Annotated in this window: 22 protein-coding genes and 1 riboswitch; of the genes, 12 read left to right on the top strand and 10 right to left on the bottom strand. The window is 71.0% G+C overall.

The features are described 5' to 3' along the window. The first annotated feature begins 517 nt into the window (after positions 1-517). Together MMSR116_RS29555 and MMSR116_RS29550 are read left to right on the top strand one after the other, a co-directional pair. Positions 518-841 (top strand): hypothetical protein, encoded by a 324-nt coding sequence (locus MMSR116_RS29555; protein ID WP_010684505.1) that lies wholly within the window; start codon positions 518-520, stop codon positions 839-841. Between the two features lie 118 nt (positions 842-959). After that, positions 960-1,157, top strand: a riboswitch (cobalamin riboswitch). A 270-nt stretch (positions 1,158-1,427) separates the two neighbouring features. Beyond that, positions 1,428-3,428, top strand: a complete 2,001-nt coding sequence (locus tag MMSR116_RS29550) for a TonB-dependent receptor (RefSeq protein WP_039893599.1) — start codon at positions 1,428-1,430, stop codon at positions 3,426-3,428. 272 nt (positions 3,429-3,700) lie between these two features. Here the strand turns inward: MMSR116_RS29550 and MMSR116_RS29545 are convergent, their stop codons facing one another. Together MMSR116_RS29545 and MMSR116_RS29540 are read right to left on the bottom strand one after the other, a co-directional pair. Continuing rightward, positions 3,701-4,366 carry a response regulator gene (locus tag MMSR116_RS29545; protein ID WP_010684503.1) on the bottom strand — a complete coding sequence of 222 codons (666 nt, stop codon included), beginning with the start codon at positions 4,364-4,366 and terminating at the stop codon, positions 3,701-3,703. A 9-nt stretch (positions 4,367-4,375) separates the two neighbouring features. After that, positions 4,376-5,716: a sensor histidine kinase gene (locus MMSR116_RS29540; RefSeq protein ID WP_010684502.1), complete on the bottom strand. Its 1,341-nt coding sequence runs from the start codon at positions 5,714-5,716 to the stop codon at positions 4,376-4,378. 175 nt (positions 5,717-5,891) lie between these two features. Here MMSR116_RS29540 and MMSR116_RS29535 point away from each other — a divergent pair, with 175 nt between their 5' ends. Next, on the top strand, positions 5,892-6,803 hold the full coding sequence (locus MMSR116_RS29535; protein ID WP_010684501.1) for an MBL fold metallo-hydrolase: 912 nt from the start codon (positions 5,892-5,894) through the stop codon (positions 6,801-6,803). A gap of 110 nt (positions 6,804-6,913) precedes the next feature. On the opposite strand, the gene MMSR116_RS29530 is transcribed toward MMSR116_RS29535, so the two are convergent. The 4 genes from MMSR116_RS29530 to MMSR116_RS29515 form a co-directional block, all read right to left on the bottom strand. After that, entirely contained in the window at positions 6,914-7,099 is a 186-nt protein-coding gene (locus MMSR116_RS29530; RefSeq protein ID WP_010684500.1) for a hypothetical protein, read from the bottom strand. 61 nt (positions 7,100-7,160) lie between these two features. After that, the gene (locus MMSR116_RS29525; protein ID WP_010684499.1) at positions 7,161-9,629 is read right to left on the bottom strand and encodes a branched-chain amino acid ABC transporter ATP-binding protein/permease; all 2,469 of its coding nucleotides are present in this window, start codon (positions 9,627-9,629) and stop codon (positions 7,161-7,163) included. Positions 9,630-9,633: 4 nt separating this feature from the next. Beyond that, on the bottom strand, positions 9,634-10,503 hold the full coding sequence (locus MMSR116_RS29520) for a branched-chain amino acid ABC transporter permease (protein ID WP_010684498.1): 870 nt from the start codon (positions 10,501-10,503) through the stop codon (positions 9,634-9,636). Positions 10,504-10,511: 8 nt separating this feature from the next. Beyond that, a complete protein-coding gene (locus MMSR116_RS29515) occupies positions 10,512-11,693 on the bottom strand; it encodes an ABC transporter substrate-binding protein (RefSeq protein WP_010684497.1) in 1,182 nt (393 codons plus the stop codon). Between the two features lie 196 nt (positions 11,694-11,889). Between MMSR116_RS29515 and MMSR116_RS29510 the strand changes: the two genes are divergently transcribed. Further along, positions 11,890-12,306, top strand: a complete 417-nt coding sequence (locus MMSR116_RS29510) for a nuclear transport factor 2 family protein (protein WP_010684496.1) — start codon at positions 11,890-11,892, stop codon at positions 12,304-12,306. 4 nt (positions 12,307-12,310) lie between these two features. Here MMSR116_RS29510 and MMSR116_RS29505 read toward each other — a convergent pair whose 3' ends face one another. Then, entirely contained in the window at positions 12,311-13,012 is a 702-nt protein-coding gene (locus tag MMSR116_RS29505) for a GntR family transcriptional regulator (RefSeq protein WP_010684495.1), read from the bottom strand. A gap of 360 nt (positions 13,013-13,372) precedes the next feature. On the opposite strand from MMSR116_RS29505, the gene MMSR116_RS29500 reads away from it, so the two are divergent. The 3 genes from MMSR116_RS29500 to MMSR116_RS29490 are packed head-to-tail and all read left to right on the top strand — an operon-like array spanning position 13,373 to position 15,995. Continuing rightward, positions 13,373-13,573: a hypothetical protein gene (locus MMSR116_RS29500; protein WP_158169240.1), complete on the top strand. Its 201-nt coding sequence runs from the start codon at positions 13,373-13,375 to the stop codon at positions 13,571-13,573. Next, on the top strand, positions 13,570-14,802 hold the full coding sequence (locus MMSR116_RS29495) for an amidohydrolase family protein (RefSeq protein WP_010684494.1): 1,233 nt from the start codon (positions 13,570-13,572) through the stop codon (positions 14,800-14,802). The genes MMSR116_RS29500 and MMSR116_RS29495 overlap by 4 nt, the downstream gene beginning before the upstream one ends. Further along, the gene (locus MMSR116_RS29490) at positions 14,799-15,995 is read left to right on the top strand and encodes an amidase (RefSeq protein WP_010684493.1); all 1,197 of its coding nucleotides are present in this window, start codon (positions 14,799-14,801) and stop codon (positions 15,993-15,995) included. The genes MMSR116_RS29495 and MMSR116_RS29490 overlap by 4 nt, the downstream gene beginning before the upstream one ends. A gap of 369 nt (positions 15,996-16,364) precedes the next feature. Here MMSR116_RS29490 and MMSR116_RS29485 read toward each other — a convergent pair whose 3' ends face one another. Then, positions 16,365-17,360, bottom strand: a complete 996-nt coding sequence (locus MMSR116_RS29485) for a GlxA family transcriptional regulator (RefSeq protein ID WP_010684492.1) — start codon at positions 17,358-17,360, stop codon at positions 16,365-16,367. 145 nt (positions 17,361-17,505) lie between these two features. Between MMSR116_RS29485 and solA the strand changes: the two genes are divergently transcribed. The 5 genes from solA (at position 17,506) to MMSR116_RS29460 (ending at position 22,111) form a co-directional block, all read left to right on the top strand. Then, positions 17,506-18,675: an N-methyl-L-tryptophan oxidase gene (solA, locus tag MMSR116_RS29480; protein WP_010684491.1), complete on the top strand. Its 1,170-nt coding sequence runs from the start codon at positions 17,506-17,508 to the stop codon at positions 18,673-18,675. Positions 18,676-18,758: 83 nt separating this feature from the next. Then, a complete protein-coding gene (locus MMSR116_RS29475) occupies positions 18,759-19,598 on the top strand; it encodes a transporter substrate-binding domain-containing protein (protein ID WP_010684490.1) in 840 nt (279 codons plus the stop codon). Positions 19,599-19,737: 139 nt separating this feature from the next. Then, positions 19,738-20,487, top strand: a complete 750-nt coding sequence (locus tag MMSR116_RS29470; protein WP_010684489.1) for an amino acid ABC transporter permease — start codon at positions 19,738-19,740, stop codon at positions 20,485-20,487. Beyond that, positions 20,484-21,329, top strand: a complete 846-nt coding sequence (locus tag MMSR116_RS29465) for an amino acid ABC transporter permease (RefSeq protein ID WP_010684488.1) — start codon at positions 20,484-20,486, stop codon at positions 21,327-21,329. The genes MMSR116_RS29470 and MMSR116_RS29465 overlap by 4 nt, the downstream gene beginning before the upstream one ends. A gap of 5 nt (positions 21,330-21,334) precedes the next feature. After that, complete coding sequence (locus MMSR116_RS29460; protein WP_010684487.1) at positions 21,335-22,111, top strand: amino acid ABC transporter ATP-binding protein; 777 nt, start codon at positions 21,335-21,337, stop codon at positions 22,109-22,111. Between the two features lie 27 nt (positions 22,112-22,138). Here MMSR116_RS29460 and glnT read toward each other — a convergent pair whose 3' ends face one another. Continuing rightward, the gene (gene glnT, locus MMSR116_RS29455) at positions 22,139-23,446 is read right to left on the bottom strand and encodes a type III glutamate--ammonia ligase (RefSeq protein WP_039893420.1); all 1,308 of its coding nucleotides are present in this window, start codon (positions 23,444-23,446) and stop codon (positions 22,139-22,141) included. 73 nt (positions 23,447-23,519) lie between these two features. Continuing rightward, a complete protein-coding gene (locus tag MMSR116_RS29450) occupies positions 23,520-24,848 on the bottom strand; it encodes an FMN-binding glutamate synthase family protein (protein WP_010684485.1) in 1,329 nt (442 codons plus the stop codon). Positions 24,849-24,858 lie beyond the last annotated feature (10 nt).

The raw sequence follows: 24,858 nt of genomic DNA, 5'->3' as shown, positions 1-24,858 counted from the left end.
CCCACGGTAGCGCCCGCCGCGCCCGACCACGAGTTCACATTTTGTTCCATAGCGGCCTCGCATGCAACCGGCTCGGCTCAAGAACGTCGCGGCGCGATCTCGGTCAGCGCACCGCGTGCAAGGAAAGACAGGTGGCTGTCCGGTTTGCGGCCGCAAGCGGCCCGTCCGTTTCCAGACTCAGCTGGTGGAGAAGCGGACGGTCGCCACTCTCAATCTCATCGCCCGGGGTGGCGGCGACAGAGCCTTCGTGCGGTCTTGAGCGCTCACACTGCTCAAGAGCATGGGTTCCGCGGCTGGCTGCGCGGTTGCCGCCCGCTCGAACCGGCCGGGCGGCAATGACCGAAGACGACGACGGTGATCGCCCTAGCGCGTCCGGGCCCGCGCATGTCGACGACCTGTCTGGCAGGGAAGCCGCGCAGGCCGCGCGCCGCGTTCGGCCATTCGTCGCACCGGGCGACCTCACCGAACTGTGGCGGCTGTGGGCCGTTGCCGCGTGACCAGCACAGATGAGGTCACGATGTCGAATCCCGCGAAGGGTCAGTCCGGTGACGGCCAGCACCATGCGACGCGGAGCGCACAGGAGCAGAAGACGGCCGAGGTCCAAGCGGCCGGAAGCGCCAAGGCCGATGCCGGCCATCCTGTGGTGATGGAGGGTGGGAAAGCCGAGACGCCGACGGAGGGCAGAGGCCATCCGAAATCGGCCGCGTCCAACGCACCGTCCGGCGCAACCAGCGACGCCGCCACGAGCACGGCGACGGCGGGCAAGGCCGAGAAGGAAGCCGCGGCGGCGGCAGGTGCCGACAAGGATCAGCACGGTCGCGGGCATCGCAAGGCTGAATAGCGGGACTGCACGCAGCGGGAGCGGCCGGCCACTCCCACAAGGCGCGCTCCCGAACGCAGCCAAAAGGGCACACGTCACAGGAACGCGCTTCGTCGCGTTGACGAAGCTTTGGCCGATCACCTAGCCTGACTGTGACGGTTCCCCTCGGGGATCAAAAGGGAACGCGGTGAGGAGCCTGCTCCAAGGCCGCGGCTGCCCCCGCAACTGTAAGCGGCGAGCCCAGCACCACCGCGTCACTGGATGAGACCCATCCGGGAAGACGGTGCGAGGGCGGCGACCCGCGAGCCAGGAGACCTGCCGTCAGCCGTGGTCACACGCGAAACGCGCCGGGCGGGGTGTCCTGGTGGGTGTCGAGACAGCCGCGCTGACGCGGTTGTCTCGGACTTGTTCGCGGTGACGTGCCACTGCCGTTGCCGAGGCTCCCGTGTTCCACCGTCAAACCGGCCGACGGCTCTCGACCTTGTCGGGCCTCGGCCTCGCCGCACTCGCATCAGCGGCTGTAGCCCAGGACCGATCCACGTCGCGTGCGGCGACCACCGAGGCGACGCTGGAGGAGATCTCGGTCACGGCGGAGACCGCCGCGGCCATGGCTCCGCAAGCCGGTCCGTCCGCGAGCGCAGGCTATGTCGGAGGCACGACCGGCATCGGCGGGATCAGCACACCGGTGGACTCCGCCAGTTCCGGCGTCATCACGGGTGCGCAGGTCAACAGCCGCCCCGTGACCCGCCCCGGCGAGGTGCTGGAGGCGGTGCCGGGGCTGATCGTCACACAGCACTCGGGCGAGGGCAAAGCCAATCAGTTTTTCCTGCGCGGCTTCAACCTCGACCACGGCACCGACATCGCGCTGTTCCTCGACGGCATGCCGCTCAACATGCGCACCCACGCCCACGGCCAGGGCTACGCCGACATCAACTTCCTCATCCCCGAGCTTGTCGGTGCCGTGGAATTCCACAAGGGGCCGTATTTCGTGCGCGACGGCGATTTCGCCTCCGCGGGCTCGGTGCGGATCGACTACCTCGACGCGACACCCAGGAACGTCGCCCTCACATCGATCGGCAGCTTCGGCTACAAGCGCGCCCTGTCGATCACCACCGTGCCGCTGGGCGAGGGCAACCTGCTCCTGGCTGGCGAGGCGCAGGTCTATGACGGCCCGTGGGTCGTCCCGGACGCGCTGCGCAAGATCAACGGGGTGGCCCGCTACAGCCAGGGCACACCGCTCGACGGCTTCTCGATCACCGGCATGGCCTACGCAGCCCGGTGGACGGCGACCAACCAGATCCCCGAGCGCGCCGTCGTCTCTGGCCTCATCAGCCGCTACGGCACGATCAATCCCGCGGATGGCGGAGACACCTCGCGCTTCTCGCTCTCGGGCAAGTTCAGTGCGACGGACGATACGGGCGTGACGCGGGCCTCGGCCTACATCATCCGGTCCCAGCTGAACCTGTTCAACGATTTCACCTACTTCCTCAACGACCCGGTCAATGGCGACCAGTTCCACCAGCTCGATCAACGCATTATCGGCGGCGGCGAGGCCCTGCACATCTTCCAGGGCGACCTGTTCGGGCGCCCGATGGAGAACGAGATCGGCGTGCAGACGCGGACCGACTCGATCCGTGTCGGTCTGTTCAACACCACGAACCGGCAGTACCGTTCCGGGGTGCTCGACGATCGCGTGCTGGAGACGAGCGGGGCCTTCTACTTCGACAACCGGGTCCGCTGGACCGACTGGCTGCGCACCTCGATCGGCTTCCGCGCGGACGGCTACTCCGCCAGCGTCGTCTCGGACACGCCGGCCAATTCCGGCCAAGCGCGGGACGGCATCGTCAACCCGAAGCTCGGCCTGACGCTCGGGCCGTGGTTCGACACCGAACTCTACGTGAATTACGGCGGCGGCTTCCACTCGAACGACGTGCGCGGCGTGACCGCCACCGTCGACCCGACGTCGTCGCTGTTCAACACCACCCGCTCGCCGTTCCTGGTGCCGTCCACGGGCTACGAGGTCGGGCTGCGCAACCGCTCCATCGCCGGTCTGGAGACGAGCCTCGCCCTGTTCCGGCTCGACTTCGCCTCGGAGAACCTGTTCCAGGGCGACACCGGCACGACGGAGCCGAGTCGCCCGACCCGGCGCTTCGGTGTCGAGTGGACGAACCGCTACGCCGTAACGCCCTGGCTGTCGCTGGAGGGGGACCTGACGATCACCAACGCCCGGTTCTCGGACTACGATCCGGTCGGCAACCGCGTGCCCGAGGCGCCCACCACCATCGCCTCGGCGGGCGTCACCTTCGGCGAGCCGCTCGGCTGGTTCGGCTCCCTGAGATTCCGCTACTTCGGCCCGCGACCCCTGATTGAGGACAACTCGATCCGCTCGCGACCGACCGCGCTGTTCAACGGCCGGGTTGGCTACAATTTCGAGACCGGCATCAGCGTCTCGCTGGACGTGCTGAACCTGACCAACAGCAAGTCCGACCAGATCACTTACGCGTACGTGTCCCGCCTGCCCGGCGAGGCGGCGGAGGGGCTGATCGACCGGGTCTTCCATCCGGTGGAGCCCACGGCCGTGCGCCTGACCATCGCGGGTCGCTTCTGAGCCCACCCGCGTGCGTCCGGACGCTCGGCGGGCCTTTTCTGGGCCAGAGGCGGGCGCGGAGACGACGGTCCGCGTCCATGCTTTGCTGCTCGAAGGCGGGCCGGCGCAGATCCACACCGAGCGGCCCGTCCGCTTGCGACCCAACCCAGCCGCCCCGACCGCTGCCGACTCTTCTCAGAAGCGGCCGCTCGTCAGCCGTCCGGCAACTTCGGCTCGGGGTGGATGTCAGTCTGTTGGCTTTTGGTCGAGAAGTCGTCAGAGCGCACGAAATCCTAGGGCTTCCGCAGGGGCATTCGTTCCTCGGAGGGCGATACAAGCCCAGCCCCGATCGCGATCCAGACGAGATGGGCATCGGTGCGCGCCCCGAGAGTGGCGCGGATCACCGAGAGGTTGTTGTGCACCGTCTTGAGGCTCAGACACAGCGCCTCGGCTACGCTCTGGGCGGTCATCCCGCCCGCGGTCAGGCTCAGGATTTCGAGTTCCCGCGGGCTGAGGTCGTCGAGCGCCGTGCGCCCCCCGGCCACCTCGTCCTGGGCGATCGCGCGCGCGATGTCGGCGCTCATCGCTCGCTCGCCGCGGAGCACGGCGGCCACCGCCGCCAGCAGCTCACGGGGTGAGCTCGCCTTGCTGACATACCCGCTCGCCCCTGCGGCGAAGGCTTGGCGCGCGATCAACGCTCCGGTGCGCATGCTGAACACGACGATGCGGGCGGCCCCGTCCCATTGGCGGATGTGACGGATGGCCTCGATGCCGCTCGGGCCGGGCAGCGACAGGTCGAGGATCACGAGATCGGGCTCGTGAGCCTTGTATTGGCAATAGGCCGCTGCCGCGCTCTCGGCTTCCGCGACCACGACCAAGCCTGGCTGTCGCTCGATCAGGCGGCGATAGCCCTCCCGCACGACGGGATGGTCATCGACGAGGAGGATGGACGTGGCCATGCGGCGACCTCAGCCGACGGTTGGCACGGATGCGCAGGCCCGGATCCCGGTGCCGGTGCCGGTGAGCGAGAACGCTCCGCCGAGGGCGGCGAGCCGTGCGCGGATGCCGACGAGCCCCCGGCCGGTATGGGACGCGGCTCGGGACGCATCGCCGCCGCCGTCGTCGTCCAGCGTCAGCGTCACCGTCCGTGGCCCGGCCTCCGACCGGTCGAGCCGCAGGAAGACCCGGCTCGGCCTGCCGTGGCGCAAGGCGTTCGTCAGGAGTTCCTGCGCGATCCGGTAGAGGCTCGCCGCGACGTTCTCGGGCATGTCGGTGAGATCGCCCGTCACATCGAGATGCAGGGCCGGGCCGGACCTGAGTTGTCCTCGCCAGTCCGCGACGAGGCTACGCAGCGCCTCCTCCAGACCGGCTTCGGCGAGATCCGGCAGTTCGAGGCGGGCCAGCGCTCCACGCAGGCTCTCCCGCATGGTGGCGATGATGGCCTCGATGCCCTGGGCGTCATCGCGAAGATCCGCGCGCTCCGGGGGCGCCGCCAGTTCGATCGCTGCGGCACGGGCACCCACGGCGGCAAGGCACTGGCCGAAGGCATCGTGCAGGTCGCGCGCGAGGGCCTGCCGCTCGTCTTCCTGAACCGTGACGAGCCGCTGCATCAGGCCCGCGCGCTCGGCTTCGGTGTGGGCGAGCCGGTCAGCGAGTGCGTTGCAGGCGCGGGCAACGCGGTCGAACTCGGTGGCGGCGAAGCGTGGCAGCGACGGTCGGGGGCCGGCCGTGTCGAGGTTCTCCAGCCCCTGCACGATCCGCCCGGCCGGAGCGACGAGGCGCATCACGGCGAGCCAGTTCAGCAGCACCGTCGCCGCAGCCAGACCGAGGGCGAGGCCCGCTGCAAGGCACGTCCGCCGCCAGAGACGCGCCGCCGATGCCATCGGATCGGGCCATGTCGTGACGCTGCCGATCGTGCGCTCGCGAAACACGACCGCCCGGATCGTTGGCGCGGTATCGGTTCCCCGGACGAGCGCCGTGCGGAACCACGCGGGGGCGGCATCGAGGCCGTCCCAGTCACCGCAGAAGCGGCGGGGCAATTCCACGCCGAGATGGATGTCGGCGCAGATGCCCGGCAGGAGCGTGAGGACCGCCGGTGCGGCCTGCGGCGCGCTGACCGGCATCGCGGCCGGCCCGGCGCTTCCGAGGCCCGGCTGCCGCGCCAGCTGCGCGGCGATCCGATCCGCCGACATGGCGGCTTCCGCACGGAGGCTCGCATGGGCGTCCCAGGCGGCCCATGCGATCGCCCCCGCCAAGCAGAGCACGGCGACCACGAGAAGGCGAAGACCGAGATGCGTGGGCAGGCTCATGGATCAAACGGCCGCGCTCGGAGCGAGGGCGTGATTTGGCACCGGGATCGTCGGGGTGCGCAAGCCATCGCTCAAGCAGACGGGAAGAATGCCCGGATCTCCGCGGGCGGACTTCCCTGGTCTGATCCCGGCACGATCCGGAGGATGGCGCTGTCCCCTCTCCGAGGAGCCGGCCATGTCGCCTCAACTCTCCCGCCGCACCCTGCTGGCCGCGTCCGCCCTGGTCCCGCTCGGGCTGCACCGCCCTGCGGCAGCCGCGCCCGTGAGGGGTCCGTACCGGGTCGGCGCGTTCACGGTGACACCGTTGCGCGACGGGCTCTTTCCGCTGGAGCCGAGCATGATCCCGGCCGCCGAGAGCCAAGCCGGACAGGCCTTGTTGAAGGATGCCGGCCTTCCCGCGACGGGCCCGTCGCCGGAGCCGGTCAACGCGTTCCTGATCCGACGCGGGGAACGGCACTGGCTGCTCGATGCGGGCTGCGGCACCGTGCTCGGGCCGGGATTCAACCGTGTGACCGCGGCACTGGCGGCGGAGGGCGTGCGGCCGGATCAGGTCGAGACCATCTGGCTGAGCCATCTGCATGCCGACCACGCGGGTGGTCTCCTGACGCCGAACCGCCTCGCGCGGTTCGCGAACGCGGAACTCGTGTTGCAGGAGCGTGAGGTGACCTACTGGTCGGATGCGGCGGCCAGAGCCTCTGCTCCGGCCGCGTTGAGCCCGATGTTCGATACGGCGCAGGCGGTGCTGGCGGCCTATCCCGACCGGATCCGGCGTGTCTCCGGCGAAGCGGAACTCGCGCCGGGCATCCATGCGCTGCCGCTGCCCGGCCATACACCGGGGCATATGGGCGTGTTGATCGCGGACGGATCCGATCGGCTGCTGATCTGGGGCGATATCGTCCACTCGCGGGTGCTGCAGATGCCGCACCCGGATTGGACGGTGATCTGGGATGCCGATCCGGCGGAGGCGATCACGACGCGACGGCGCATTCTCGACCGCGCGGCGGCGGAGGGCTTGAGGGTGACCGGGATGCACCTCGCCACGAGCGGACGGATCGAGCGCGCCGATGCGGGATACGCGTTGATCTAGGCATATGCTCCCGGGATTGGATGTGCCGGGTCGATCCTGAAGCGGTGGGACTTCGTCGTAAGGGCGCCGAGGCTGACCCGCCGGGTATCAGGCTGCGCAGGGTCTTGAGCCTACGAGCGTGATGCATGCGCGCCGCCCGGCACGGTCACGTCCGCGACCGCGACCGCCCCCGGCTGGCTGCCCGGGTGGCTCGCCGCCACCCCCAGGAACCGCCGGTTCAAGGTCGGGTCGGGGTGCCCGGTGAGTTCGAGCCGGTGCCCCGGCACGGGCCGCGCGCCGGCCCGTGCCCTTGCCATGGCGCGCCTCATGATGCCGGAGGCGTACCTCCCCCGAGCGCGTCCCGGCACCGTGTCCCCGTCAGGCCGCTCCGAGATAGGACGCTTCCAGCCCCTTGTCCGCCGACAGCTCCGCGGCCGTCCCGCGCGCGACGACCCGGCCCTGCTCCAGCACGTAGCCGCGATCGGCGACCGTGAGGGCCAAAGCCGCCATCTGGTCCACGATCAGGATGGTGACACCCTCGTCGCGCAGCTCGGCCACGGTGGCGTAGAGAGCGTTGATCATCGCCGGGGCGAGGCCGAGGGACGGCTCGTCGAGCAGCAGGATGCGCGGATGCGCCATCAACCCGCGGGCGATCGCCAGCATCTGCTGCTCGCCGCCGGAGAGCAGGCCCGCCCGGCTTGCCGCCCGCTCGCGCAGCCGCGGGAACCGGTCGAGCAGGCGCTCCACCTCGGCCGGGTCGATCGGCGTCCCGCGCCCGAAGGCGCCGAGGCGGATGTTCTCGACGACGCTCAGCTCCGGGAAGACCTGCCGGCCCTCCGGCACCAGGACGAGGCCGCTCCGGGCGATCCGGTGGGCGGGCAGCGCGTCGATGCGCCGATCGCCGAACACGACCGATCCCGCGACCGGGCGGAGAAGCCCCGCGAGCGCCCGCATGGCCGTGGACTTGCCGGCGCCGTTCGCGCCCAGCAGGGCGACGGTCTCGCCCGGCCGCACGTCGAGATGGACGCCGTCGAGGACCGGCGCGGCGCCGTAGCCGGCGGTCAGGTCGAGGACGGCGAGGACGGCATCCGCCGGCCCCTGCCACGGCGCGCTCCGCGGCCGGGCCGGCGTGTCGGCGCCGCCGAGATAGGCGCGCAGCACCGCCGGGTCGCGCCGGATCTCGGCGGGCGTGCCCCGCGCGATCGGGCGTCCGGCATCAATGACGAGGATGTGGTCGGAGATGCCCATCACCAGGGGCATGTCGTGCTCGACCAGGACCACCGCGACGCCGCTGTCGGCGATCCGGCGGATCAGCCGGGCCAGCCGGTCGGTGTCGGCCCGTGACAGGCCGGCGGCGGGCTCGTCGAGGAGCAGGACCGCAGGGCTGCCGGCGAGGGCCCGGGCGATCTCCACGAGCCGCCTGTCGACATGGGGCAGCTCGGCGGCCGGGCGGTCGAGGGCGCCGCGGTAGCCCACGAAGGCGAGGAGCGCGGCGGCCGTCTCGCGATCCCGCACCCGCGCGCGGCGCCAGAGCCGGCCCGGCGCGAGGCCGAGGGCCACGTTGTCGACCACCGGGAGCGAGCCGAACAGGCGCGTGGTCTGGTAGGTGCGCGCGATGCCGGCGCGGGCGACGACGTAAGCCGGCCGCCCGGCGAGGTCGCGTCCACCCAGCCGGATCGCCCCGGCGCTCGGGCGGTAGAAGCCCGAGACCATGTTGAGCAATGTGGTCTTGCCGGCGCCGTTCGGCCCGATCACGCTGGTGACGGCCGCTGCCTGAGCGGTGAGATCGACCCCCTCCGCCGCCGTGATGCCGCCGAAGCGGATGCCGATGCCGTCGAGGACGAGGGCCTCGCGCGCCGCCGTGCCGGGCAGCGGCGCCGCCCCGCCATCCCCGGCGGCCGGCGCCTCGCGGCCGCGGGGCAGCAGCCGGGCGAGGCTGCCGACCAGCCCCGAGGGCACCAGCCACAGCACCGCCAGGGTCGCGACGCCGAAGAACAGCAGGCGGTACTCGGCGAGGCCGGACAGCGCCTCCGGCAGCAGCACGGTGACGAGGGCCCCGAAGAGCGGACCGAGCACCGTGCCGGCGCCGCCGACGATCACCGACAGGACGAACAGGATCGACTGCGAGAACGGGAACGAGCTCGGCGCGATGAACAGCATCAGCGGCGGCAGGACCGCCCCCGCGAGGCCGGTCAGGGCGGCGGAGATCGCGAAGGCCAGGGTCTTCACCCGGACCGGGTCGAAGCCCAGAGCCGCCGCGGCGACGTCGGCGTCGCGCACGGCGCGCATCGCCCGGCCGAGGCGGCTGCGGGCGAGGACATCGAACCCGGCGAGGCTCGCGCCGGCCGCGAGCACCGCCAGCACCGCGAGCCCGGCCGCGGTCACGGGTTCGCCGAACAGCGTCGGCGCGTCCGTGACGACGAGGCCGTTCTGGCCGCCGGTCAGCTCGCCGCCCTCGATCAGGCCGTGCTCGACGATGAAGCCGAAGGCGATCGTCAGCATGGCGAGGTAGGGGCCCTTCACCCGCATCGCCGGCACCGCCACGAGGCCGCCGACGAGCGCGGCGATCAGCGCCGCGGCCGGGAGCGCCAGCCAGAAGCTGACGCCGTGAAGCGTCAGGATCGCGCTCGCGTAGGCGCCGATCGCGTAGAAGCCGGCCTGGCCGAAGGAGATCAGCCCGGTCAGGCCCAGGAGCACGTTGAGGCCGACGCCGGCCACCGTGGTCAGCGCCACGAGGGCGATCACGAAGTGGCTGTAGCCGGTGGTCAGCGCGACGAGGCCGAGCGCGGCGGCGGTGAGGCCGGCGATGCCGAGCCGCATCGCCGGGCCTGAGCGCAGACGGTGCATCGCGTCAGACCTTGTTGACCGCGGCGCGGCCGAGCAGGCCGTCGGGGCGCAGGGTGAGGGCCAGGATGATCACCGAGAACACCACGAGCTGCGTGTAGGTCGAGCCCAGGGTCGCGGTGACGCCGGCCTCGACGAGGCCGTAGAGGAGCCCCGCCAGGATCACCCCGGTGGCGGAGCCGATGCCGCCGAGGATCGCCACCGCGAAGGCCTTGATGCCGAACAGCGTGCCGAGCTCGGCCGAGACCGAGAAGAGCGGTGCGATCAGCAGCCCCGCGATGCCGGCCAGCACCGCCGAGAGCGCGAAGGCGCAGGCCACGGTGCGGCGCACGTCGATCCCCATCAGCCGGGCGGCGTCGGCGTTCTGCGCCACGGCGAGCAGGACGCGGCCGAGATCGGTCTTCCGGAACACCGTGCGGATCGCGAAGGCGAGCGCGATCCCGACGACCGGGATCACGAGCTGCAGCGGGTAGATGCCGGTCCCGAGGATCTCCACCGGCTTCGTGGCCAGCGGCGAGGGCAGGCTGCGCGGCTCCTTGCCGAAGGTGAACAGCACGGTGTTGTCGAGGACGATGCCGCCCGCCACGGTCGCCAGGAGCCACGCGTCCGAGCCGCGCGCCACGAACGGGCGGACCAGCGCCCGCTCGACCACGAGGCCGAACAGGGCGCAGCCCACGAGCGCCAGGACGATCGCGGCCGGCATCGGCCAGCCGAGGGTGACGCCGAGCGCGTAGGCCAGGACCGCGCCCAGGGTGACGACGCTCCCCTGCGCGAAGTTCACGGTCCCCGACACCGCGTAGGTCACGTGGAAGCCGAGCGCCACGAGGCCGTACATGCTGCCGAGGCCGAGGCCGCTGACGAGGATGGAGGTCAGCATCGCCGGGCTCAGTTGGTCACCGCGACGATCTCACCGTCCTTGAAGCGGGTGAACACGTAGTCCTCCGGGCCCAGCGCGTCGTGCCGGCCGGGGGCGAAGGGCTTGTCGTAGGTTTTGATCAGGCCCGGATAGGTGCCGATCTTGTAGAAGCCGTCACGGACCTTCGGGCCCTCGGTGGAGCCGGCGGCCTGGATGGCCAGAGCCAGCAGGTGTGTCGCGTCGTAGGCGTTGGCGATGCCGACCGCGGGGGTGACGTCGGCCATCGACTTGATCGCCGGGTACTTGGCCTTGAGCGCGTCGAGCACCGCGGTCGCCTTCGGCGATGCGTTGCCCGCGAAGGTGAAAGTCTGGATGAAGTGCACCTTGCCGGCGCTCGGGCCGGCGAGCTCGTCGAAGCGGCCGCCCGCCGGACCCCAGTGTGAGACGACCGGCACCGACCAGCCCATCCGGTCCAGCGACTTCACCACCTGGGCCGAGGGGCCGACATTGCCGACGAGGAACAGCGCGTCGGCGCCGGCCTCCTTCAGCCGCGACAGCTGGGGCACCATGTCGACGTCGTTGGCCTCGTACTTCTCGATGCCGGCCGCCGGGAGGTTGGCGGCCTGCAGGGCGTCCTTGAGGCCCTTCTGGTTCGACTCGCCCCAGGCATTGTTGATGAGGATCATGCCGGGCTTCTTCGCCCCGTAGGTCTTCACCGCGTAGGCGACCAGCGCCTCGTCGACGAGGGCGTCGACCGCCGAGACGCGGAAAGCGTAGTTGTCGGCCGCACCGTTGCGGGTGATGCCGGTGCCGGCCGCCCAGGGGCCGATGAACGGCACCTTCATCTGGTTGGCGATCGGCACGATCGCCATCGAGACCGGCGTGTCGAGGCCGCCGACCACCGCGACGACGCCGACCCGCTGGATCAGCTCGCGGGTCGCCAGCACGCCCTTGGACGGGTTGGCCTCGTCGTCGCGGGCCACGAGCTCGAGGGGTCGCCCGAGGACGCCGCCCTTGGCGTTGATCTCGTCGATGGCGAGCCCGATCCCGCGGGAGATCGCCTCGCCGGATTTCGCGGACTGGCCGCTCAGGGCCGTCACGAGGCCGATCTTGACGGTGTCGGCACCGTGCGCGGTCGTGACCGCGAGGCCGAGCAGCGCGCTCGTCGTCACCGCGATGCGGCGCAGGGTCGGGGGCAGGAAGGAGGCCATGGCGTGTCTCCGAGGGCGGGGCGCCCCAACCGTCCGCAACCTCCATGCCACCCGGAATTGGCAGATTCGGCCGCTGCACGGACAACTGACTGTAGGCCCGTAGGCATCCTGTGCTCAATCCAGCGTCAAAGTGCATACACTTCCTGCATGCACTGTCGCGGATTTTGCGGCACTCTGGACCGACAGGAGGCCTGCCATGACCGACGTGACCCACGATGCGGCAACCGCCCGCGACGCCGCCAACGTCACCGCCTACCTCGAGGCCTCGATGGTCCCGGATCCCGAGACGGCCGCCCGCTACATGGCGCCGGGCACCCGGATCGTGTTCACCGGCGCCCGGGTCTTCAACCATCCGTCCGAGGTCACGGCCTTCAATGCCGGCCGCTACGCCTGGGTGAAGAAGCGGATGGAACGGCTCGACGTGGTCCCGGGCGACGGCGTCACCACGGTCTACAGCCTCGGGACGCTGTACGGCGCGTGGCCGGACGGCACGCCTTTCGAGGGCAACCGCTACGTCGACCGCTTCACCGTGCGGGACGGGCTGATCGTCGGCATGGAGGTCTGGAACGACAGCGCCGAGCGCCTGCTGTCAAAGCACGGGCTCACGGCCTGACGGCTCAGGCTCCGCCGCCCGCCACGTAGGGGGCCAGCAGGCGGCCGAGATCGCGCTCCCGCGGGGCCGGGGGCACGATGCGCGCCCGCTCCGCCACCGCGTCGAGGTGGTGGTCCATGAGCGCGGCGGCGCGGTCGGCATCGCCCGCGACCAGGGCGGCGACGATATCGCGGTGCTCGCTCACGGCGCAGTCCGAGGAATGCGGCCGGCTGTAGAGGGACAGGATAAGGGCGCAGCGGTAGCCGAGCTCCGCGACGTAGCGGGTCAGCACGGCGCTGCCGGTCATCTCGGCGAGCATCAGGTGGAATTCCGTCGCGAGCCGGATCAACAGCGCCTCGGGCCCGCCCCGGGCGGCCTCCTCGCGGGCGATCTGGTCCAGCAGCGCCTGACGCTGCGCCGGGCTGAGCTGCCCGGCGAGGCGGCGCACCACCAGCCGCTCCAGTCCGAGGCGCACGTCGAAGGTGTCGCGCGCCTCCTCCCAGCTCGGCGTCGCCACGACGGCGATGCGATTGCGGCGCAGGTCGACCAGACCTTCCCCGGCCAGCCGCAGCAGGGCCTGCCGGGCGATGGTGCGGCTCACCCCGAACCGCTCGCCGAGGGCGTCCTCCGGCAGGCGGTCGCCGGGGGTGAGCGCCCGTTCCACGATGGCCCGGCGCAGGGTCTGGCAGATCGCGCCCACGCGATCCCCCTCGTCCGCCGCCTTCATCGACGTCGCGGCCTTCGCGCCGTCGCCCCTGCGGACTGGTCGATCATGATCCTCTCCGGGGCCGCACTCCGCTCCGGCGACCCGGGCGGACGTCCGGTGCGCTGTCTGCCGAAACGGACCTCCCGGTGCAACGGTCACGCCACGGGTTTCAGGCCCGCGCGAGGCCCGACGGCCTCTCCGGCGGACCGGTCCGAAGCAAGGCATCAGAGTTCAGGTCTCGCTGGCCTCCGTCATCGCTCGATGATGGATCACTATTTCAAAGCGTGTTTTTCAGCGCGGACAGGGGTCGCCAAGTCCGTTGGGACACAACAGGTCCGTTGGCATACAATTTGCCGAAAATACTGCTTCACGAGGTTTGCCATGCCGCGCTCATCGCATGCCCGCTCCAACCGCCGCGCCTTCGCGACCCTGCCGGTGCGTCCACGTCTCGGCGGAGCTGCGCGGCCGGGTGAGCCGGCGAAATCCGATGCGGCCAGGCATGGCGCGCGCGAACCCTCCTATCTCGGCGGCGACCGGACCGATGCGGGTTCACCCCTGATGCCCTCGAAGGTGCACGCATGAACTTCGATCTCGTCCTTCGGAATGGGCGCTTGCCGGAGGCGGACGCCGAGCCGATTGACATTGCGATCCGGGACGGCCGCATCGCCGCGCTCGGCCGCGCCCTCGTCTGCGACGCGCCGGAGGAGGATCTCGGCGGCAGGCTCGTCGTGCCGGGCTTCGTCGAGACCCACGTGCACCTCGACAAGTCCTGCCTGCTCGGCCGCTGCGCGTGCCGCGAGGGCACGCTGGCGGAGGCGGTGGCCGCGGTCGCGCAGGCCAAGCGCGCATTCACCGAAGACGACGTCTACGCGCGGGCGGAGCGGACGCTGCGCAGGGCCGTCACGCAGGGCACGATGCGCGTGCGGACCCACGTCGAGGCCGATCCGCGCGTCGGGCTGACGAGCGTGCGTGCGCTGACGCGCCTGAAGCGGGATTATGCCTGGGCTGTCGCGCTGCAGCTCTGCATCTTCCCGCAGGAAGGCCTGCTCGACGATCCGGGCTGCGAGGAGGTTTTGGTCGAAGGTCTGGAGAGCGGCGCCGATGTCATCGGCGGCGCCCCCTACATGGATCGGGATTCGCATGGGCAGATCGCCCGCATCTTCGCGCTCGCGCGGCGCTACGACGTCGACATCGACCTCCACCTCGACTTCGGCCTCGATCCCGCGCATCTCGACGCCGTCGAGGTGTGCCGGCTGACCGACCAGTACGGGTGGGGCGGGCGCGTCGCCGTGGGCCACGTGACGAAGTTCTCTTCCGTCCCGCCCGACCAGCTCGAGCGGATCGGGCGGATGCTCGCCGCCTCTGGGGTCGCGGCCACCGTCCTGCCCGCCACGGACCTCTTCCTGACCGGTCGCGACCACGACAGGGACGTGCCCCGCGGCGTCACGCCGGCCCACCGCCTACGCGAATTCGGCGTCACCTGCTCGCTGTCGACCAACAACGTGCTGAACCCGTTCACGCCCTTCGGCGACTGCTCGCTCGTCCGGATGGCCAACCTCTACGCCAACATCTGCCAGATCGGCACGCCCGCCGGCCTCGCCGGGTGCCTGGAGATGGTGACATCGCAATCGGCGCGCCTCCTGAACCTCGCCGACTACGGGATCGCGGAAGGGAACCCCGCCGACCTCGTCGTGCTCGACACGGACACGCCCGCGAACGCAGTCTCCGAACTGGCGCAGCCGCTCTTCGGACTGAAGGCCGGTGCGCGTACCTTCACCCGTCCCGCTCCCACCCTCCACGAGCCGCGATGAGCATCACCGACACGATCGGCGCCTTCTGCGCCCACGGCCTCGTCGAGCGGCAGGACCGGACGGACGGGCCTCTGGCCGGCCTCACCTTCGCGGTGAAAGACTTCTTCGATCTGGCCGGCGTGCCGACCGGGGCGGGCTCGCCCGAATGGCTCGCGACCCATCCGGTGCCGACGCGGACGGCCCCCGCCGTCGAGCGCCTGTTCGAGGCCGGCGCACGACTCGTCGGCAAGACGCACACCGACGAGCTCGCCTGGAGCCTCAACGGCGAGAACGCCCATTACGGGACGCCGATCAACGTCGCCGCACCGGGCCGCATCCCCGGCGGCTCGTCCTCGGGGTCCGCGGCGGCCACGGCGGCGGGCCTCGTCGATTTCGCGATCGGGTCCGACACGGGCGGCTCCGTCCGGCTTCCCGCGTCCTATTGCGGGCTCTACGGTATCCGCACGACCCACGGCCGGATCACGCTCGAAGGCGCCGTGCCGCTCGCCCCGAGCTACGACACGCTCGGCTGGTTCACCCGCGATCCCGAGCTGCTCCGCCGCGTCGGCCACGTCCTGCTCGCGCCGGTCGCGGAGCGGCCCCGTCCGCGCCGTCTGATCGTCGCGCGCGACCTGTTCCACAGGGCGGGTCCCGACGTCGAGGCCGCCCTCGCCCCGGCGCTGGAGCGCCTCGCCGGGCTGTTCGCCGTGGTGGACGAGGCGACTGTCGCGGGCGAGGACCTGGACGCCTGGCGCAACGCATTCCGCCTCATCCAGTCGGCCGAAGCCTGGGCCTGCCACGGCGCCTGGATCACGGCGACGCGGCCAAGTCTCGGACCCGGCGTACGCGAACGGTTTGCGGCTGCCGCGGTGCTGGATCGCGGCGCGGTCGCGGCGGCGGAGCGGCTTCGCGCGACGATCCGCGAACGGATCCTCGGCCTGGTTTCCGATGCCGTTCTGGTCCTGCCGAGCGCGCCGGGTATCGCGCCGCTGCTGAACACGCCCGAGCCCGTGCTCGACGTCTTCCGGGCCCGGGCGCTCGATCTCCTGTGCTCCGCCGGCCACGCCGGCTTGCCGCAGATCTCCATCCCGGCCGCGCAGATCTCGGGTTGTCCGATCGGCCTCTCGATCGCGGCCGAGCCGGGCCACGATGAAGCTCTCCTCGCACTCGCGTCGGAACTCGGGTCGCTCACAACCGCCTCGCAGCGGCAATAACCCGCCGGCCGTCCCCTTCGTCTGATGCCTTCGACGGACGCCCGTCGCAGGGCCGCAGGATCTGGCATACAGTTTCCGTGAGGATGCTTCGGTCGGCGGGGCTCGGCCGTCATCACGAGCGAAGCGAAGTGACCCAGGGCAGCGGGCCGTCTGCCGGCGTGGCGCAACTGGGTTGCTTCGCTTCGCTCGCAAAGACGGCAGAGCCGAAGCGATCTACCGGAAACGGTATCGGGCGAGATCTGTCCGTTCGGCCGGCGCCGACATCCCGACCGAACACGGCCGGCCGAGCCCGCCGCATTCCCGGATCTGGTTTTCCGGCTACCCATGGCTGCGGCCATGCCGTGGCCTGCGACTCGGCCCAAATACCACTCAGATCACATCCCGGTCCGCGGATGGGCTGCAGCCGAAATGCGCGCGGTAGCGGCGCGAAAAATGCGCCGCGCTCGAGAACCCGCAGGCGGACGCGATCTCCCCCACTGTCAGGGGGCTCTGGCGCAACAGGCGCCGCGCGTGGGCCAGGCGGATGGCCCGGTACTGCGCCGAGAAACGCAGGCCCCGCTTGTCGAGGAAGAGCCGGTCGAGGTGACGGGCGCTGACGGCGGCGAGGCGGGCCATGGCCTGACGGCTCAGCGGCGCCTCGACCGTCTTCTCCATCGTTTCGAGAACCGTGAGCAGGCCCGGATGGTGAACACCGTACCGCTCCGCCGCGGACGCGCGCTGCGGGTCGTCCGCGGCCCCCACCGCCGTGTGCAGGAACCAGTCCGAGACGCGGCGCGCGAAGGCCGCGCCCATGCGTTCGGCGATCAGCCGGTGGGCCATGTCGAGGGGGGCGACCCCGCCGCCGCAGGTCAGGCGGTCGGCATCGGCGACGTAGCGCGCCCGCGTGAGCCGTGCCTCCGGAAACGCCTCGACCGTGGCGCCGGCATATTCCCAGTGCAGGGTGAAGGCGCGCTCCTCCAGCAGCCCCGCCGCGGCCATCAGGTAGGGGCCGCCCGATATGCCGCCGACGCGGACGCCGAACCGGGCCATGCGCCGCAAGGCCGCGTGGATCGCCGGCCTGTCCCACCCGGTCGGCTCGCCGCCCGCGCAGATGAAGAGGGTGTGGAGATGCCCGCGCTCCCGCGGCAGCCCCTCGGTCGGGACCTCCACGCCGGAGGAGGACGCGACCCGTCCCGCGGCCTCGCCGAAGTAGCGCAGGCGATAGAGGGCGCGCCCCGCCAGGTCGTTGGCCGCCCGGAACGGCTCGCAGGCCGAGGCGAACGACAACAGCGCGAAACCCGGGACGAGGAGGAAGCCGATCTCCTGCGGCCGGTCCCCCGATTCCGGGGGGCTTGCGTCCGCCGTCTGCGTTCCGGGTTGGCTCATCCGTGCAAGAAACCGTCTGCTGCGGACAAGCGCAACCGGCACGGGACGCCATTCTGGCTGCTCCCCCTTCGATCCGGGACGCCATCCGCATGCCCAACGCCCTGTGCCCACCCGCGTTCGTCGCCAGCGCCCGCGGGCAGGCCCGATGAAACGCCGGGTCGACGTCGCGGTCCTCGGGCTCGGCGCCATGGGCAGCGCCGTCCTGTATCAGCTGGCCAGGCGCGGGGCCGCGGTCGTCGGGATCGACCGCTTCGCCCCGCCGCACGCGTTCGGATCGAGCCACGGCGAGACGCGGATCACCCGTCAGGCCGTCGGCGAGGGGCGCGACTACGTCCCGTTCGTCACCGCCTCGCACCGGATCTGGCGCGCGCTGGAAGCGGAGACAGGCGAGACCCTGCTGAACGCCTGCGGCGCCCTCGTCATGGCGCTCGGTCACGGGATCTCGTCCCATCACGGCAAACCGGATTTCGTCGGCCGCTCGATCAGCGCCGCGCAGGGGGCCGGGATCGCCCACGAGGTGCTCGACGGCGCCGAGGTCGCCCGCCGCTTCCCGCAATTCCTCAACCTCAAGGGCGACGAGAAGGCCTATTACGAGCCGGGCGGCGGCTACGTGTTCCCGGAGCGCTGCCTCGCGGCGCAGCTTACCTGCGCGGCCGCGTCGGGCGCCGAGATCCGGACCGGCTGCACGGTGCGGGCGCTCGGCCAGGACGGGGCCGGGATCCGCATCGAGACCGAGGACGGCGCGATCCTGGCCGACCGCGCCGTGGTCGCCGCCGGCGCCTGGACGGCGCCGCTGCTCGGACGCCCGTTCGACCGGCTGCTCACGGTCCGGCGCCAGCTGCTGCACTGGTACAAACTGGCGGACGACTCGGCCTATGGCCCGCAGGCTCCGGTCTTCATCTGGATGTACGGTACCACCGACACCGAGTACCTCTACGGCTTCCCGCCGCTGCCGGGAGAGGGCGCAATCAAGGTCGCCACCGAGCAGTACGACACCGCCACCACCGCCGACGGGGTGGAGCGCCGCGTCGATCCGTCGGAATCCGACGCGATGTACCGGCTGCGCGTCGCGGACCGACTGGCCGGCACCACACCGGAGGTCGTCCGGGCGGCGGCCTGCGTCTACACGGTGACCCCCGACCGCGGCTTCATCATCGACCGGCATCCCGGCATGGACCGGGTCCTCGTGGTCTCCGCCTGCTCGGGGCACGGCTTCAAGCACTCGGCCGGCATCGGCGAGGCCGTCGCCGCGGAACTGGCCGGCGGGCCGGGCCAAGTCGATCTCGCCCCTTTCACCCTCGCTCGCTTCGGTTGATACGCTGGCCGATGGCTCGTGGATTGCTTGAAACCATGCCAAGATCGGCACCGCGATCAGTACAGGCCCGCAGGACAGCTCCGATGCGACACACGATCCGCACCCTCCTGACGACCGGAGCGCTGGCGCTCGCCGCGCTCTCGGCCGTCGCGCTGCCCGGCCGGGCCGGGGCCGCCGACGGCGTCGAGGCGATCAAGAAGCGCGGGACGCTGATCGTCGGCGTGAAGGCGGATTACAGGCCGTTCGGCTTCCGCGATCCGAGCGGCACGATCATCGGGCTCGAGCCCGACCTCGCCGCCGACCTCGCCAAGCGGCTCGGCGTGAAGCTCGAGCTGGTGCCGGTGGTCTCGGCCAACCGGATCGAGTTCCTGCAGCAGGGCAAGGTCGATCTGCTGATCGCCACGCTCTCCGACAAGCCGGAGCGCCGCCGCGTCGTGCAGGCGATCGACCCGCAATACTATTCCGACTTCGTGAACGTGCTGCTGCCCAAGGCGTCCGGCATCACCGACTGGGCGCAGCTGAAGGGCAAGCCGCTCTGCGCGACCTCGGGCGCGTGGTACAACAAGGACGTGGCGCGCACCTACGGGGCGGAGATCATCGCGTTCGACGGCTCGGAGAAGCCGCTCTTCGCGCTCAAGCAGGGCAACTGCCTCGGCTACGTCTACGACCAGAGCATGCTGCAGGGTAAGCTGCTCGACGACGACTGGAAGGCCAACTACGCCCTGCCGCTCAAGGGCATCCTCGACGCGCCGTGGATGATGGCGGTGGCGCAGGGCAACACCACGCTCCAGGCCGCCGTCGAGGACGCCACCAAGGACTGGATGAAGACCGGCTTCATCGTCGACGAGGAGAAGAAGTGGGGCATCGAGCCGACCGCTTACTCGAAGGCGATGCACGAGAAGTACAAGAACGCGACCAACTGATGCGGTCCTGCACGACGGCTCGCGCGCGCTCCGCCGAAATGGACACCGGTTCGGCGCACGAGCGCGCGTCGGGACAGGGCCGGGGAGCCGCGCGCGATTGCGACGCGATCGGGCGCGGCTCCAAGAGCGTTCGCCCGCGATGATCGCCACGATCCAGGCGTGGTTCCAGCAGCTCTACGAGACCACGGGCTTCAACTTCACGGTCTTCTACGACCCCTACGACTGGGACCGCTACGTCGCCGGCCTGCGGATGACGCTGCTGCTCGGGATCAGCACGATCCTGTTGAGCCTCGTCATCGGCGCCGTCGGGGCGCTCCTGCAGAGCGGGCCGTCGCGCGTGCTGCGGGCGCTGGTCAACGGCTTCGTCGTGGTGTTCCGCAACACGCCGCCGCTCGTGCAGATCTTCTTCTTCTACTTCGGCCTCGGGACGCTGCTCCCGGACATCCGCTCGGCGGACGGCCTGCGCGCGCCGATCCTCAACAACGTCCAATGGGCGATCATCTCGCTGTCGCTGTTCGCGGGCGCGTTCAACGTCGAGATCTTCCGCTCCGGGATCGAGGCCGTGCCGCGGACCACGGTCGAGGCCGCCGAGGCCCTGGGCTACACCCGCTTCAAGGCCTACCGCCACGTCGTCCTGCCGCTGGCCCTGCGCGTCTGCCTGCCGGCCCTGAACAACAACCTGATCAACCTCCTGAAGACCACGACGCTCGCCTACGCCATCGCGGTCCCCGAGACGCTCTACGCGGTCAAGCAGATCTGGTCCGAGTCGCAGAACGTCCTTGAGATGATGCTCGTCCTGCTCGCGACCTACGCGATCTTCGTCGGCGTGCTCGTCTGGATCATGCATCGCTGGGAGCGGGCCCTGCGCATCCCGGGCTACGGCCGATGAGCGCCCCGGACCCGGACCGCCCGGGCGACCTGCCGGTCCTCCTGCCGTTCGCACTCGCCGATCACCGCCCGGCGGCGCGCCTGCGGCCGGCCCATCTCTGGCTGCTCGCCGGCCTCGCCCTCGTGGCGGTGCCGGCCTGGGCGCAGGGCGGGGCCGCCGCGCTGTCGCCGCTGGAGGTCGTGATCAAGTGGGCGCCCCTGCTGCTCACGGGCTTCGCCTTCAACGTCGCGATCTCGCTGATGGCGATGGCGATCGGCACCGTCGCGGGGATCGGGCTCGGGCTGGCCATGATGGCCGAGGGCCGCGTGCTGCCCCGCCTCGCGTGGTGTGCCACGCAGGTCTTCCGCAACGTGCCCTGGCTGGTGCTGCTGTTCTTCGTGATGTTTCTGGTGCCGTTCCAGGTCACGGTGTTCGGCATCCGGGTGCCGCTCCCCGACTGGGTCAAGGCAACCTTCGGATTCAGCCTGCCGGTCATGGCCAACGTCGCCGAGATCGTCCGCGGCGCGGTGCGCTCGGTGCCCAACACCCAGTGGGAGGCGGCCGAATCCCTGGCCTTCACCCGGCGGCAGACGCTGTGGCGCATCATCCTGCCCCAGTGCGTGAAGCGGATGCTGCCGCCCTGGATGAACGTCTATTCGCTGATCGCCATGGCGACCGTGCAGGCCTCGATCGTCGGGGTCACCGAGATGCTGACGCTGACCGCGCAGGTCCACGCGGCCGAGGGCGGCCGCCCCGAGCTGTTCGCCCCGCTCTACGGCTTCGCGCTGCTCTGCTTCTTCGTCTACTGCTACCCGATCGACCGGCTGACCGCCCGCCTGGAACGCCGCTTCGAGACCCGTTGAGCCCGATGCCCGCACCTGCCGCCAGCAGCCCGTCCCCGGGCTGGACGCCCGATCAGCCGATCGTCCGCCTCGCCGACGTGCACAAATCCTTCGGGACCTTCGAGGTCCTGAAAGGCATCAGCTTCGACGTGCGCAAGGGCGAGGTCGTCTGCATCATCGGTCCCTCGGGCTCGGGCAAGTCGACGCTGATCCGCTGCGTCAACGCGCTGGTGCCGGTCACGGCGGGCTCGATCGAGGTCGAGGGGATCGACGTCACCGATCCGCGGCTCGACAAGCTGGCGCTGCGCCGCAAGGTCGGCATGGTGTTCCAGCAGTACAACCTGTTCCCGCACAAGACCGCGCTGCAGAACGTGATGATGGCCCCCATCCACGTCCTCGGTCAGGACCGGCGCGAGGTCGAGGCCCGCGCCCGGGCGCTCCTCGCCAAGGTCCGGCTGGCCGGCAAGGAGGACGCCTACCCGGGTGAATTGTCCGGCGGCCAGCAGCAGCGCGTGGCCATCGCCCGCTCGCTGGCGATGCGGCCGGACGTGATGCTGTTCGACGAGGTCACCGCCGCCCTGGACCCGGAGACGGTCAAGGAGGTGCTGGTCACGATCCGCGAACTCGCCGAGGAGGGCATGACCTGCATGCTCGTCACCCACGAGATGAACTTCGCCCGCGACGTCGCCGACCACATCTATTTCACCGACCGCGGCGTGATCGTCGAGCACGGGCCGCCCGCGACCTTCTTCGCCTCGGCCCAGGACCCGCGCACCCGCCGCTTCCTCTCGCAGGTGCTCTGACCTTCGGCCGACGCGCCGGACGCCCGATCAGACGTCGAGCGTGGTCTCGCGCTCCCAGGCGGTGAAATGGGCGCAGTAGCTGTCCCACTCGCCCTGCTTGAGCTTGAGGTAGGCGGACGAGAAGGCACCGCCCAGATTCACCCGCAGGGCCTCGTCGGCCTCGAAGGCCCGCAGGGCGTCGAGCAGGTTGAGCGGCAGGCGCGGGGCGCCGGAAACCGTGTGGCCGTCCCGGTACATGTCGACGTCGCTGTGCGGCCCGGGATCGGCCGCGTGCGCCAGACCGTCGAGGCCGGCGGCCAGGATCGCCGCCTGGAGCAGGTAGGGGTTGGCGGCGCCGTCGGGCAGGCGCAGCTCGAACCGGCCCGGCCCGGGCACCCGGACCATGTGGGTGCGGTTGTTGCCGGTCCAGGTCACGGCGTTCGGCGCCCAGGTCGCCCCCGAGATCGTGCGCGGCGCGTTGATGCGCTTGTAGGAATTGACCGTCGGGTTGGTGATCGCGGCAAGCGCGGGCGCGTGCCGCATGATCCCGCCCAGGAAGTGCCGGCCCCGGGCCGACAGGCCGAACGGCATCTCGGGATCCGCGAAGGCGTTCACGGTGCCGGCGCTGTTCCACACCGAGACGTGGCAGTGGCAGCCGTTGCCGGTGAGGCCGGGGAACGGCTTCGGCATGAAGGTCGCCCGCAGGCCGTGCCGCTCGGCCACTGACCGGACCATGAACTTGAAGAAGGCGTGCTTGTCGGCGGTGGCCAGCGCGTCGTCGTATTCCCAGTTCATCTCGAACTGCCCGTTCGCGTCCTCATGGTCGTTCTGGTAGGGCCCCCAGCCCAGAGCCAGCATGTGGTCGCAGATCTCGGCGATCACGTCGTAGCGGCGCATCAGCGCCTGCTGGTCGTAGCAGGATTTTTCTGCCCGATCCTGGTGGTCGGAGATCGCCGCCCCGTCCGCGGTCAGCAGGAAGAACTCGGCCTCGACGCCGGTCTTGACCCGCAGTCCCTCGGCGGCGGCCCGCGCCACGAGCTGCTTCAGCACCACCCGCGGCGCCTGGTCGACGGGCGCGTCCGCCATGGTGCAGTCGGCCGCCACCCAGGCGACGTCCGGCTTCCAGGGCAGGCGGATCACCGAGGCGGCATCCGGCATCGCGAACAGGTCGGGATGGGCCGGGGTGAGGTCGAGCCAGGTGGCGAAGCCCGCGAAGCCCGCGCCGTCGCGCTGCATGGCGCCGATCGCCTGCGCGGGCACCAGCTTGGCGCGCTGGCAGCCGAACAGGTCCGTGTAGGAGATCATGAAGTACTTCACGCCGTGCTCGGCGGCGTAAGTCGAAAGGTCGGTCTTCACGGCAGCCCCCTGAGCGGATCGGGTGGGGGCCGGCCGCGCCCCGTTCCGGCGCGACCGGCGGGGTTGAAGGGCCCTAGAAGCCCGCTTTGCCCGGGTACCAGTCGGTGCCGGCCAGCGGCACGCGGGCCATGGCGGCGGCCTCGAGCGTCAGCGCGACGAGGTCCTCGGGCTCCAGATTGTGCAGGTGGTTGTGGCCGCAGGCGCGGGCGATGGTCTGCGCCTCCAGGGTCATGACCTTCAGGTAATTGGCGAGCTTCCGGCCGGCGCGGACCGGGTCGAGGCGGGCCGCCAGCTCGGGGTCCTGCGTGGTGATGCCCGCGGGGTCGCGGCCCTCGTGCCAGTCGTCGTAGGCGCCCGCGGTGGTGCCGAGCTTGCGGTACTCCTCCTCGTAGGCCGGGTCGTTGTCGCCGATGGCGACGAGCGCCGCGGTGCCGATCGAGACCGCGTCCGCCCCCAGCGCGATGGCCTTGGCGACGTCGGCGCCCGAGCGGATGCCGCCGGAGATCACGAGCTGCACCTCCCGGTGCAGGCCGAGATCCTGCAGCGCCTGCACGGCGGGCCGGATGCAGGCGAGCGTCGGCTGGCCGACATGCTCGATGAACACGTCCTGGGTCGCCGCCGTGCCGCCCTGCATGCCGTCGAGGACGACGACGTCGGCCCCGGCCTTCGCGGCGAGCGCGGTGTCGTAATAGGGCCGCGCGCCGCCGACCTTCACGTAGATCGGCTTCTCCCAGTCGGTGATCTCGCGCAATTCGCCGATCTTGATCTCGAGATCGTCGGGGCCGGTCCAGTCCGGGTGCCGGCAGGCGGAGCGCTGGTCGATGCCCTTGGGCAGGTCGCGCATCGCGGCGACCCGGTCGGAGATCTTCTGGCCGAGCAGCATGCCGCCGCCGCCGGGCTTCGCGCCCTGGCCGACCACCACCTCGATGGCGTCGGCGCGCCGGAGGTCGCGCGGGCTCATGCCGTAGCGGGAGGGCAGGTACTGGTAGACGAGGATGTCGGAATGGCCGCGCTCCTCGTCGGTCATGCCGCCGTCACCGGTGGTGGTGGACGTGCCGGCGAGGCTCGCGCCGCGGCCCAGCGCCTCCTTGGCGTTGGCGGACAGGGATCCGAAGCTCATACCGGCGATGGTGATCGGGATCTTCAGCGTGATCGGCTGCTTTGCAAACCGCGTGCCGAGGGTGACGCCGGTCCCGCAGGTCTCCCGGTAACCCTCCAGGGGGTAGCGCGACATTGAGGCACCGAGGAACAGCAGGTCGTCGAGATGCGGGAGCTTGCGCTTCGTGCCGCCGCCGCGGATGTCGTAGAGGCCGGTGGCCGCGGCCCGGCGGATCTCCGCCATCGTGTGGTCGTCGAAGGTCGCCGACTTGCGCGGCGGCATCGGCGGGTTCTGGTAAGTCATGACCGGTCTC

Origin of the sequence: Methylobacterium mesophilicum SR1.6/6 (genome assembly GCF_000364445.2) — a bacterium.
In the GTDB taxonomy this organism is placed as follows: domain Bacteria; phylum Pseudomonadota; class Alphaproteobacteria; order Rhizobiales; family Beijerinckiaceae; genus Methylobacterium; species Methylobacterium mesophilicum_A.
This window is presented reverse-complemented; position numbering and strand designations above follow the sequence as displayed.